Source organism: Novipirellula artificiosorum, from assembly GCF_007860135.1.
Taxonomy (GTDB): Bacteria; Planctomycetota; Planctomycetia; order Pirellulales; family Pirellulaceae; genus Novipirellula_A; species Novipirellula_A artificiosorum.
Map to the genome: position 1 here is coordinate 205679 of NZ_SJPV01000003.1, position 11387 is coordinate 217065.

At 55.5% G+C, this 11387-nt stretch carries 13 protein-coding genes; 4 read left to right on the forward strand and 9 right to left on the reverse strand.

The annotated features are described in order from the left end of the window. Positions 1–11: 11 nt before the first annotated feature. From Poly41_RS10290 to Poly41_RS10305, 4 genes are all read left to right on the forward strand, one after another. Positions 12–233 (forward strand): DUF4314 domain-containing protein, encoded by a 222-nt coding sequence (locus tag Poly41_RS10290; RefSeq protein WP_146526112.1) that lies wholly within the window; start codon positions 12–14, stop codon positions 231–233. A 12-nt stretch (positions 234–245) separates the two neighbouring features. Next, positions 246–566, forward strand: a complete 321-nt coding sequence (locus Poly41_RS10295; protein WP_146526114.1) for a hypothetical protein — start codon at positions 246–248, stop codon at positions 564–566. Positions 567–667: 101 nt separating this feature from the next. Next, on the forward strand, positions 668–895 hold the full coding sequence (locus tag Poly41_RS10300) for an AbrB/MazE/SpoVT family DNA-binding domain-containing protein (protein WP_146526116.1): 228 nt from the start codon (positions 668–670) through the stop codon (positions 893–895). Further along, entirely contained in the window at positions 896–1294 is a 399-nt protein-coding gene (locus Poly41_RS10305) for a type II toxin-antitoxin system death-on-curing family toxin (RefSeq protein WP_146526118.1), read from the forward strand. Here Poly41_RS10305 and Poly41_RS10310 read toward each other — a convergent pair. The 9 genes from Poly41_RS10310 to Poly41_RS10350 form a co-directional block, all read right to left on the reverse strand. After that, positions 1291–2598, reverse strand: a complete 1308-nt coding sequence (locus Poly41_RS10310; RefSeq protein ID WP_146526120.1) for a DNA modification methylase — start codon at positions 2596–2598, stop codon at positions 1291–1293. The genes Poly41_RS10305 and Poly41_RS10310 overlap by 4 nt on opposite strands. Positions 2599–2680: 82 nt before the next feature. Next, positions 2681–3421, reverse strand: a complete 741-nt coding sequence (locus Poly41_RS10315; protein WP_146526122.1) for a hypothetical protein — start codon at positions 3419–3421, stop codon at positions 2681–2683. 427 nt (positions 3422–3848) lie between these two features. After that, positions 3849–5774 carry a bifunctional DNA primase/polymerase gene (locus tag Poly41_RS10320; protein ID WP_146526124.1) on the reverse strand — a complete coding sequence of 642 codons (1926 nt, stop codon included), beginning with the start codon at positions 5772–5774 and terminating at the stop codon, positions 3849–3851. Continuing rightward, complete coding sequence (locus tag Poly41_RS10325; RefSeq protein ID WP_146526126.1) at positions 5771–7426, reverse strand: DEAD/DEAH box helicase; 1656 nt, start codon at positions 7424–7426, stop codon at positions 5771–5773. The genes Poly41_RS10320 and Poly41_RS10325 overlap by 4 nt, the downstream gene beginning before the upstream one ends. A gap of 156 nt (positions 7427–7582) precedes the next feature. After that, on the reverse strand, positions 7583–7963 hold the full coding sequence (locus Poly41_RS10330) for a RusA family crossover junction endodeoxyribonuclease (protein ID WP_146526128.1): 381 nt from the start codon (positions 7961–7963) through the stop codon (positions 7583–7585). 2 nt (positions 7964–7965) lie between these two features. After that, a complete protein-coding gene (locus Poly41_RS10335) occupies positions 7966–8412 on the reverse strand; it encodes a DUF669 domain-containing protein (protein WP_146526130.1) in 447 nt (148 codons plus the stop codon). A gap of 46 nt (positions 8413–8458) precedes the next feature. Further along, positions 8459–10243 carry an AAA family ATPase gene (locus tag Poly41_RS10340; protein ID WP_146526132.1) on the reverse strand — a complete coding sequence of 595 codons (1785 nt, stop codon included), beginning with the start codon at positions 10241–10243 and terminating at the stop codon, positions 8459–8461. 42 nt (positions 10244–10285) lie between these two features. Beyond that, positions 10286–10525: a hypothetical protein gene (locus tag Poly41_RS10345; RefSeq protein ID WP_231615564.1), complete on the reverse strand. Its 240-nt coding sequence runs from the start codon at positions 10523–10525 to the stop codon at positions 10286–10288. Between the two features lie 104 nt (positions 10526–10629). Beyond that, positions 10630–11238 carry a hypothetical protein gene (locus Poly41_RS10350; protein ID WP_146526136.1) on the reverse strand — a complete coding sequence of 203 codons (609 nt, stop codon included), beginning with the start codon at positions 11236–11238 and terminating at the stop codon, positions 10630–10632. Positions 11239–11387 lie beyond the last annotated feature (149 nt).

An 11387-nucleotide genomic window follows, 5' to 3' on the forward strand; every position in this document is an offset into this window, starting at 1 on the left:
GGAACACCACGATGCAAACCAAACTCAAGGTGGGCGATCGCGTGCGGCTGCTTTCGATGGCTGACGATCCCGACCCGATTCCCGCCGGCTCCACCGGAACGGTCGTCGGCGTCTATCCTCACGGCGATTGGACGCAAGTCGATGTCGATTGGGACTGCGGCCGATCGCTGATGCTTTCCATGCCGCCGGACCAGGTGGAGATCGTTTCCACCAAACCTGACCAACCGAACTAAGGAGCAACCCCAATGTCCACCCGTGCCACCATCGCAGTCCGCCGCGCCGACGGTTTCTACGACGCCGTTTACCTTCACTATGACGGATACCCTGACCACACTGGAGCAATACTAATGCACCACTATGCGAACCAAGCCGATGCTGCAAACCTCGTCGCTGGTGGAGACCTTCGTTGCCTGCAAAGAGAGTCCGGCGAGCCGGAGTACTTTTCCGACGGTCACCCAGCGGTGATGATGCCGACGGGCGCAGCGTTGATCGAGTTCGCGAGGAACTGCGGTGCCAAATACGTCTATGTCTTTGAAGACGGAACTTGGTCTTGCAAGGAATTCTAGTCATTTGCGTTTGCATTTCTCGTCCAGACCCATGGCTTGACGCCCGGATACCGCGTTATCACAATGGTGATACATTGGTCGACCATGTTTGTGGGGTAAAAATGATTAAGAAATTGGTGAAGCACGGCAATAGCTGGGCAATCGTGATCGATCGCCCGATTTTGGATCTGTTGAAAATTGAACCGGAATCGCAGGTCGAGCTGACCACGGACGGGCGAACGATTAACATCGCTCCCTATTCCGAGGCTGACAAGAAAACTCGCGTCCGCGCGGCTCGAACAGCTGTCAATAAGAAACACTCCGAGGCATTCAGAAAGTTGGCGGAGTAGATGATTGATGGCATTCTGTTGCTGGCGGTTGATGATATTCTGGAGTCGCATGCGTTTCAGATTCGAGCGTATGGTGGTGACGATGGCCTGCGAGACGCGGGACTACTTGAGTCTGCGATCGCACAACCACAAGCTTCTTTCGGCGGCGACTTTCTTCATGTGTTTCCATTCGAGATGGCCGCGGCTTACTTGTTTCACTTGGTCATGAACCACCCGTTCGTCGATGGCAACAAACGAGTCGGACTGGAAGCTGCATTAATCTTCTTGGAAATCAACGAGGTTGCAATTGAAGCGACGGATGAGGAACTTGTGCAACTTGTGCTTGATACAACGTCGAGCAAAGTAACGAAGCAAGACATCGCCAACTTCTTTGAGTCACATCACGTCTCAACCGACTAACGCATATTTTCCTCACGCTTGCCGACTGGGATCGGCGATTCGCCGGTCCGCTCCAAGATCGCGGGTTTGCCGGTGAAGCGTTGGTAGCGGTCGACGATCACGTCGCAGTACGGCGGATCGAGTTCCATCAAGTATGCTTTCCGACCAGTCTGTTCCGCGCCGATCAATGTCGATCCACTGCCGCCGAATAAGTCAAGCACGTTGTCGCCCCTGCGTGACGAATACTGCATCGCATTGACCGCCAGTTCCGCCGGTTTGCCGGTGAGATGTTCGAGCTGTTGCGGCGGGATCTTCTTGACGTGCCAAAGGTCGGTGGCGTTGTTCGGCCCGAAGTACTTGTGGCCGGCCCCTTCTTTCCAACCGTAAAAACAAATTTCAAACGCGCCCATGAAATCTTTTCTTGTCATCACAGGATGCTGCTTGTCCCAAACAATCGCTTGGCTCATGTAAATTTTGGCCTGTTTGAGAGGGCCGGGATAGTTACCCAGGTTTGCGTAGCCTCCCCACACATACGCACATCCGCCAGGAACGAGCACGCGAGAAGCGTTTTCGAACCAAGCCAACAAGAGCCGGTCAAACTCCTCTTCGGAGATGAAGTCGTTGGCCAGCGGGCGATCTTTGGCACGCATCTTTCGCTCACCTTTGGCCTTCTTGCCATCGCCGGCGAAGGTGCTGTTGCCGGCAGCGATCGCGTTCTTGCTGCGGGGCGAAACGCTGACATTATAGGGCGGATCCATGTGGATCAAATGGATCGGTTGTCCATTCAGTAGCCGGTCCAGGTCGTCCGGTTTTGACGAATCGCCGCACATCAATCGGTGATCGCCAAGAATCCAAATGTCGCCGGACTGGGTGATGGCTTCATCAGGCGGTTCGGGTACGTCATCGGGATCCGTCAGCCCTTGCGTCTCGTCGGCATGCAGCAATTTGGCGAGTTCATCGGCATCGAAACCGATCAGTTCACAATTAAAACCTGCGTCTTGTAACGCTCCCATTTCGAGTGGCAGCAGGTCGAAGTCCCACTCTGCATTCTCGCCAGTACGGTTGTCGGCGATCCGGTAGGCTCGGACCGCTTCGGGTTCCATGTCTTTTGCGACGTGGACCGGGACTTCGGTCAGCCCGATCTTCTTGGCGGCTTTGAACCGCGTATGGCCGACGATGATGACGCCGTCGGTGTCGACGACGATCGGTTGTCGGAAACCGAATTCGTTGATGCTATGAACGACCGCGTCAACAGCATCGTCATTCAGACGCGGATTGTTTTCGTAAGGCTTGATTCGATCAAGCGACCACATTTCGACCTGCATGGCAGAGTCCTTTTCCAGAGGTGAAGAAACGGAAAAGGGTCGGTCGTTGGGTGGATGGTTAGATGTTTGGTTGGCTAGGTGGTTAGTTCTTATCGTTCTCGGAACTCTGCTGCTCTACCGTTTCTCTGGTACTAATCTTGTGGAGGCATTTCCTCTGCTGAAACTCTCTGGCAAAGAGGAGAACAAGCCCAGGGCCAAATGCCCACAGCAGTACCGTTGTCCCTAATACAATGCCGGTGTACGAACCTCGCGAACAATAGCACTCTTTCTCGCGATCCCAGACAGCCACATGCACGGGTACGGCTACAAGAAGTTCAAGGATGCTCCCTTTGATCAAGAGGCGAATCATTCTCGTCATGGAGTCCATCCGGTCGACACCACGCCAGTAAACGAAAAATACACCAATCCATATCAGCCAGAGAATTCCGATTACAGTCCAGGCGACACTCATGTTCTCAATAAATGGTCCCCACAGATTTGGGATCTCAAGAAGCGTAGCGATCATTGCGATGGATAGCATTGCAGTTGCCAGCGCCGCACATACGAGAGACAACCACATCGGTCGTCCACTATCGGTCAGGTGCATTTTCAAGCGACCATGGGGACACAAGAACAGCCATTGTGTGAGTAGAAACCCTCCAACAACAATCAGAGTGTTCTTTTCTACTTCCTCCTCAAGAAAGGTAAGAGGCGTGCCATGTGCTCCTGCCATTTCGAACGGCGGTGCCAAAAGCAGGTACCACACTCCGATCGCAAAGCAAAGTAAACCGACAATTAGGAGCAACCAACGAGCTAATCGGGACTTGTTCTTGAGACTAGGCATGGAAACCTCCATTTCAGTGACCGATCACGCTAATTGTATTGTCTCACACTCGGACAATCAAAACAAACTGTGCTGGACAAGGTGCCTGTTCCGTGTGCCCATATTGGCGTTCAAATCGCCGGGGAGTACCTAAAATGTTTCCGGGGTCATCTTTCGTCTGCGTTCGCCAGCGTCAGCCCTGCTCGCCCACCATCGATTTCACTGGGACAACTTTCACTGGGACACATCAGTGGGATTCGACGGCACACCGCACATCAGTGGGACAGCCCCCTATAGGGGCTTTGTCCCACTGGTGTGCTCGCCCACTGGGACAACACGTTTGTCCCACTGAGTCCCAGTGGTCCCAGTGAACACAGCAACAGCAGTGGGACACACTGGGACAGCGTTGTCCCACTGTCGCTGGCGATTCGAACGCCACTGGTGGGACTCACTGGGACAGTTCAGTCCCACTGATGATATAGCCTTCATATTTTTGTCCATTTGCTTTCGTGATTTCACATTGGCGGGCCATTCCATCTTCAATCAGTTCCTCGATTAGGTTGTTGAAACGGTTGCCGCTGACGCCAGCGGCTTCACGGATGACGCGGCTTGTCTCACCGGTCTTGAACTTCGCAAGTGCACTGAGCAGCGACGCACGCTCCTTCTCATGCTTGCGTTCGGCGCGGGACACTTTGCGTTGTTCGCCTGCCTGTTCCTCTTGGGCGTCACGCTGTGCATATGCGTCGTTGGACTCCAGTATGTTCACGTCCCAACGTCGACCGCCGGGGTCGTCACGCGTTCCCTCCTGCACATCAACGCCCCACAGACCACTGTGGCCGGCCGAGCCACCGACACTCATCCATAGTTCGTGATGGCCGCCACGTTCGGGATCGTATTTGACGCGTCGGTTCAGCAAAATCCATTGACGGACGAACTCTTGAAAGCCAGCCCAGGCGATGTTTTCCAGTTCCGCAGGTTCGTACGGGTCGGCGATGCTCTTCTTGAGGTGATGGCACAGGATCGGCGTGCAGCCGGTCTCTTGCGCCAGCTCGCCAATGGATTTGAGCAGACCGCCAACGATGAACAGGTTGCCGGCGTCGTTGCCTAGTCCGAGCATCATCAAGTAGGTCGGATCGAGGATCAGCACGTCAAGTGCATGGTCCTCAATCACGCGTTTCATCGCGTCGATGTGCTCTTGGTTGGTCAACTGCGGAACGTCGAAGCACCAGACAGCACCTTGGCAATCCGAGAGACGAAGCTGTTTTGAACGCGCGACTCGGCGTGCGGTTTCCTGGATGGTTGCCGCACCCGACTCGCCGGACATCACACCGACACGTCGGGATAGCTTGACATCGAATTTACCAAGAAACGGTGTCGCTTCGGCGAGCGATAATGCCAAGTCGACACTAATGTTGGTTTTGAGCGTTTTCTTTGGGCCGGCAATCATCGACGGTTGTCCTCGGACGAGGATACCGTTGATGAGGTATTCCATATCGTACTGCGATGCGTCGAGATCTCGACTGGAGACAATGTTGAACAGTTTCTCTTCGGCAGCCCGACGATCTTGCTCGAAATGATTCTCGATCGTCGCCACGTTGATTTGATCAGGCTCGTACCGAGCAACGCTGGCCGCGATCCGATCGACCTCGTCGCGATCCATCGGCGGATCGCAACGAACGCGATTTGTTTCCTGAATGGCGGCAGCGATTTCGTCGACCGACATTCCGGCTCGCCGCATCGTGCCGCCCAGGCGGGCCAGTGTGCCGTTGCGTTGGCCGGCGGGAATTCGGTTACCGCCAACCTCGGTCGTTGTGACACGTTCGGATGGGTGGCCGTCGGATAGACGATTGAGATCATCGACCAGCCACTGAGGCGGCAAAGGCAGATCTTCGGGACCGATATCGAGTCCCATCGTCGGTGCCCAGTGGTACCGCCGGCCGCCTTCGAGGACGGAGGGCGGAACGACGACGTAGCCTCCATCGACTTTGATGTCGACGAACTTGGCCAGCTCACTGTTCCAATTCTTCCAGGTGACGCCTTCGGGACGGCGGAAGAAGTACTGCCGACCGCCTCGTGCGGTTAGCGACAAAGGTGCAACGGCCAGGTCCATCGATCGCTCGGGATCTTCGAGCAACCAATGGCTACCGACGTCAACGTCAAGCACGAAGATGCCGTTGGTCGAAACGCCGATATTGGCCGAAGGCGACCGTCGCCACCAATCCTCGATGGTATCCAGGTCTTTCGTCGCATCGTTGCATCCATGCGACGTGATCGGTTGTTTGGTTCCCGACGCGCACGGAAATACCGCGTAGCCGAGATCGGCCAGCGTGAGCGCGGCGTCGAGAAGTTTGGAGATATTTGCTTGGGAAGTCAAAACGGAACCTCGTCATCGTCGTCATCCATGCCAGAGAGACAGAAGCAGGGTTTTTCAGTTAGCTTGGTGTCGACGATCCGATCGAACTTTTCGCCAGCGATACTGCGAATGGTAATCTCCTCGGGGAACGCGAGCGCCCCGCGGATCGCTAACGAAACCGCTTCGGCCGCCGTGCGCGGAACAGGTTCGTAGGATCGTTCTCGCCACCACCAAACCGCTTTGTTGCGAGCGAATCCGGTGTGCTCAAAACAGACGTACTCGCGATGATGAAAGTTGATGCCGATGACATACTCAACGCACATCGACTTCGGATCATCCTCTTCTGCGTCGCGTTTGGTATGAACGCTGTAGAGTACGTCTTGGACCTCGTGCGTTTGCTCGGTGATGTCTTCCGACAACACTGCTGCCGATGCAGGTTGACTGGTGTGACTGATCACACGGGGTGATGCAATGACTGGGAATTCATGGTTGCAGGACGGACATTCCCGCTTGGCGACCGCGACGATGGCTCCACATTGGGGACACTCTTTGGCTTTGGGCCGATCATCGTGCTGCGGCGTCGGCGGTTCGATGCAGTCCACCGGACCGTGACGCATCACGTTGCCGGCGAAGTCCAAAATCAAGCAATTTTCTTTGCCGGGATGCAGACGAAAGCCGCGGCCGATCATTTGGTAGTAGAGACCGGGTGACATCGTCGGACGCAAAAGCGCTACACAGTCGATCGTAGGGGCATCAAACCCGGTGGTCAGGACGCCGACGTTAACGAGGTACTTGCATCGCTGGTTGCGAAAGTCGTCGAGCGTTTGATCTCGTTTGCCTTGTCTGGTTTGGCCAGTCACAACTTCGCAGTCTTGACCTCGCTGCTTCAAAGCGAGAGCGATCGAATGAGCATGGTCGACGCCCGCTGCGAAGATCAAGCACGAATTCCGCTGGACCGTTGCCGCGATGATTTCGTCACACGCGGATTCCACCATCGGTTCGGCGTTCATCAACGCTTCGGTATCGCTAGCGATAAATTCACCACCGCGAACCCTCAACGCCGAGGTGTCTGCTTTCTGTTTGGCTGCCTTAGCGGTTGGACGGCAGAGGTAACCATCTAGAATGAGGTCCATGACACCGACTTCATATGCGATCTCGTGTAACGGACCGGCTGCATCGCATATCGAACCGCTGTCCAGTCGATACGGCGTCGCGGTAAACCCGATGACACGTAGGTTCGGATTGATTCGCTTGGCATCGGCCAGAAACCGTCGATACATGCCGGTGCCTTCTTTGGGCACCAGATGGCACTCGTCGACCAGGACCATATCAAAGTGCCCCAGTTCCTCGGCTCGATGATGCACGGACTGGATACCGGCAATGATGACATCGCCATTGGTTTGCCGTTTGCCGAGGCCGGCCGAAAAGACACCAAAGTTGACGCTCGGGCAAACAGCGGTCAACTTCTCGGCGGCCTGTTGCAAGAGTTCCTTGACGTGAGCCAGGATCAAGACGCGGCCTTGCCAGAGATTTACCGCATCGTCGCAGATCGTTGCGATCGTTGGCGTTTTGCCACCAGCGGTCGGAATGACAACGACGGGGTTGGTGTCGAAGCGACGTAGGTGCAGATAGACCGCGTTGACGGCGGCGCGTTGGTAGGGTCTTAGTTGCATACGATGACCTCACCGTTGCGTCGTTTCACGCCGCGTTGGGATTGCAGCCATGCTTCGCAGTGCCCCGTGTAGCGAGCGTTCAATTTGTGACATTTCCTGCAGATGCGGTTTCCCGGTCCTTGGCTGTCGAATTTTTTGTCACACTTCAGACACACCCTATTTGCGGGGCGATAGTTGTGGGCAAAGGCGACCATCGTTTTCCTCAATTCGGACGATTGCTTTGCCGCCCTTAACCGGACAGCGTTTATGGATAGAGAGATCGACGATTTGGTTGTCGTCTTCGTACGCACCGCCGTGCTGGAGTGCATCGAGCAGTACCTTGAGCACATTGTCGATGTCACGACGGCGACGATCGGGCGGGTGAATCAACACATCGACCGACAGCGGGCCGGTGATGGGGCGGACCTCCATGTCATGAAGCAAACGGCAAACGTCGCGACGAAATTCTCGACCGCCTTTGCTGATCAACGTCCGTGGCCCCACCCGCCGCCAGTAATGATTGATACTGGGAGGGTGGGGCACTTCGACGAGCAACACGCTCAGCGTTTCCAAGGCGCGGTGGACGCTTGCGCCGGGTTAGAAGCTGGAGCGGGCGCCGTTGCGGAGTAACCACGGATCTCGTTATGCATCTCGCCGGTGTCGATGCGACGTTTTAGGCGAACGTTGATCATCATCGGCAACGAATGCAGTTCTTGACTGTCCTTGGCAATCATCACACCCGCGGCACGGCAGATCGCGGACAATTCCGCCTGAGCGATTTGCACGGCGGTTTCGTTCGGGTTGTCAAGGTTCAAACGAACCCACAACAGACGCCCCTTGAACTCGCCTTCGATGATCTCGAACGTGAGTTGCAAATATTGTCCGGTGCCAGCCTTGGTCGGCTTCATTTCGCTGTCCGTGATCACGGCAACGTACTTGCCAGCGGGAATCGGTTCGAGCGAGTTGGTGGGTTCGACTTGGTTGGCGTCAAAGTTGAGTGTAGCCATTGCGTTTTCCTTGGGTTTGAAACGGGATAGAAAGGGGGTGAATTGTTCAGTTGGTCGACATGGCGTTGATGAACGCCGACCAGGACAGAGGCAGTTCTTCAGCGATGCCGTAGCGGTTCTTCGCAACACAGGTCGGCGAACCGTAAGCACGGATGACGCGTTCGCCGCCGTCTTTGCCGATGGCGTGAGCGATGGTTCGTTTGCGGTTGAAACCACCGTCTTCGCTTTGCGTTCGCATCTTGCGAGTCGCGAACAGCACTGCGTCGCACCATTCCTTGACGAGGGCTGCAGCGTGCTTGTGAAGCCGCGGCGAATAACGGTCATAGGGCGAGCTTTCCGGATCCTCGAATCGCTCGACTTTGGAATGCGCGATCAATACAATCACCATGCCGCGGGAACGAAGTACACCGAGCAAGTCCAGCACTTCACGCCATAGTGAGAGAGCATGCGTATAGCCACGAGCGTACCCGCCATCGACCTTCTCAATCGACTCGGCCCCGTATTGATGGCACAATTTGTCCCACGCAAGACGTTCGAGCCAATCGAGCGAGTCGATCACGACCGATTCGTAATCGTGCTTCTCGCCCGCGAGCGTTTTCAGGGCTGCGACGACGTCATCGAACTTCGTCGCCAGCGGAAAACGATCACAATTGATCTCGTCGAGGCCATCTTCGGTTTGAATGAAGATCGGCTTGGGGGCTTCGCTGCCGAATGTGCTATTGTGCGTGACAATGAAGTCGTCAGTCACATAAAGCGAATCGAGCGAGTCGATACGAATGCACTTGCACTCCATCTGGCCGATCAGCGTTACTTCGCGGATGGTGTGATGAATTCGCCACTCCGCCGAGCCCCATTTGGCCAAATGCTTTTCACTGGAGACCGGCGCGACTTCGTTTGGAAATGAAGCGAAGATTCGATAGGCCATTTTGCATTTGTGCCGGATGCCATCCTTTTCGTACGACCCACGTTTGGTCTTGACGCAAGCGGAACCACCGAGGGATCGAACCAGATAGCAGAAGTCTGCGCTAAGCTGCGGGCTCACGGTGGTGTACTCGACTGAGCCTGGGTTTGTGACGAATCCATCGCTGTCAATGAGTCCCCGTATTAGTTCCAGTCGTTGTTCGACGGAACCGTTCAGGAACACCGTTGGGACAAATTTGTCCTCGGCTTTGCGGCCAGCCAGGCCGAGCGTATCAATGGTCGCCTTGAATTGCGTGCCGCTTCGGTCCGGTGAGGTTAGCCGCATGTGCAAATCGTCGACCATGACTACTTGATCACCGTCGGCAGCCATGATATTCCGGACTCGGTTTTGGATATCAAGTTCAGGGTTGGTGATCATCAGACTGTGACCGTAATGGCCATCACCCAAATACATCCCCAACAACCACGGATCGATCGGCAGGTCTTTTGCCGGGAACTGAACCGGCGCCACTCGCGGCACGGCATGATTGAAATGAGTGCCGTAACGAAGCGAATGTCGGATATCTGTGAGCGTGCGAACCGCACCAGCCATTCCTTTTGATCGCTCGTTACATGTCGCCGTCAGCCACAAATGGTCGTCACAGCACCGGGTCGTTGATCCATCGCGAAATGTAACTTGGTAAACGTCTTTGGTGCCCTGCGGATAGACACCAAGCACTTCACAAGCTTGCCCATTGGCACCGATCACGGCATCGCCGACCGAGATGTCAGCCATGGGGACGAATCCATTAGGTGTCAAGACTTTGGCATCCAATGGTTGTGCTTTTCCAATGCCTTCGACACCGTAGAGTAAGACACGCGGTGGTTTGGATTGGCGGCCGGTTTGGATGGTTTCGAGTAAATTGGTCATTTGAAGTTTGAAGTGAGGAGGTGAGGTTTGAAAGAACGATTGTCATAGCGACGGGATCGGTTCGACGTCGAAGTTGCCGTCGCGGTCGCTCGTGACGAGGTAGTATTTGAAGTCGACTTGAACGACAAAACGCTGGTCGCTACCGAGTCGCTTGCGTAGTGATTTACAGCACGTGGTGAACTCTTTCGACGCATTGTTGAACCTCTCTGCAGAACGGAGATAGCGTCCGACCGCCAAAGAAAGTGCGACGCGGCGTTCGATGTCGAGGGCAATGTTGGGCATAATGATCCTTTGGTTGGTGTCTTGAGTCGGTCGGCGAGACATGCCCGCCTACCCCTTGAACTACTCCGCTAGCGATGGGACTGACGGATCGGAGGCCAAAGTTTTTAGGCGAGGTAGTCGCGAAGGCCCGCTTGCTCGAACTTTTCCGCCACCGCCCGAAGCCATCCGTTGAGCGTCGATCGCGGCACGCCCATTAATTCAGAAACACGAACCATTGAGTGCGACTTGCGGAGTTCCAGCATCCGTTGCCAAGGTTCGGGAAGCGTCGCGATCATCGCCGCCATGGCCTCGACCAGTTCACGAAGTTCGTCGTCCGGCCGACGCTCGATTTGCAGACGGGCGTACTTGATGGATTCGTCGAGTGTGTATTGCAGATCCGTTGGCAACTCGCCGGGCACAATGACCTCGATGTTGAGCGATTGGATGTATCCCGGACCGGCTTTTTGGGTCAGTCGCTTTTTTAGGTAGCTCATCACGAAGCGCTCGACCACCGTGGTGATGAACACGTTGCGATGAGCGATCGCGGGATCAAACGATCGCATCGCCTCGATCAAGTGGGTCAGAATCGTCTGCTCGATCGCGGGTGCGTCCTGGTTGCTCAATCCCGGACGCAAGATGATCTGCTGCGTCTTGCGGCGGATAATGCCACGAGCGAACTTATCGTTGACGATGTCGTGCTCGGTGTTTGGATGCTTGTCGGAAGAAGGGGGCATGGTTGCCAGTCCTTGGCCGGCAAACAGACGCCGCGTCCGAAGCAACAGACCGTCCCGTTGGGGGCTGGATACGGTGTGGTCTGCTTCGGCAAAGTGAGTTGTCAGAAGCGTTCAAGGCCTGTCGAACGCCACTGGCGAAAAGTCCCAAG

Coding starts and splice junctions, on each gene's coding strand:
- Poly41_RS10290 (WP_146526112.1), top strand. CDS start 12: ATGCAAACCAAACTCAAGGTGGGCGATCGCGTGCGGCTGCTTTCGATG.
- Poly41_RS10295 (WP_146526114.1), top strand. CDS start 246: ATGTCCACCCGTGCCACCATCGCAGTCCGCCGCGCCGACGGTTTCTAC.
- Poly41_RS10300 (WP_146526116.1), top strand. CDS start 668: ATGATTAAGAAATTGGTGAAGCACGGCAATAGCTGGGCAATCGTGATC.
- Poly41_RS10305 (WP_146526118.1), top strand. CDS start 896: ATGATTGATGGCATTCTGTTGCTGGCGGTTGATGATATTCTGGAGTCG.
- Poly41_RS10310 (WP_146526120.1), bottom strand. CDS start 2,598: ATGCAGGTCGAAATGTGGTCGCTTGATCGAATCAAGCCTTACGAAAAC.
- Poly41_RS10315 (WP_146526122.1), bottom strand. CDS start 3,421: ATGCCTAGTCTCAAGAACAAGTCCCGATTAGCTCGTTGGTTGCTCCTA.
- Poly41_RS10325 (WP_146526126.1), bottom strand. CDS start 7,426: ATGCAACTAAGACCCTACCAACGCGCCGCCGTCAACGCGGTCTATCTG.
- Poly41_RS10335 (WP_146526130.1), bottom strand. CDS start 8,412: ATGGCTACACTCAACTTTGACGCCAACCAAGTCGAACCCACCAACTCG.
- Poly41_RS10340 (WP_146526132.1), bottom strand. CDS start 10,243: ATGACCAATTTACTCGAAACCATCCAAACCGGCCGCCAATCCAAACCA.
- Poly41_RS10345 (WP_231615564.1), bottom strand. CDS start 10,525: ATGCCCAACATTGCCCTCGACATCGAACGCCGCGTCGCACTTTCTTTG.
- Poly41_RS10350 (WP_146526136.1), bottom strand. CDS start 11,238: ATGCCCCCTTCTTCCGACAAGCATCCAAACACCGAGCACGACATCGTC.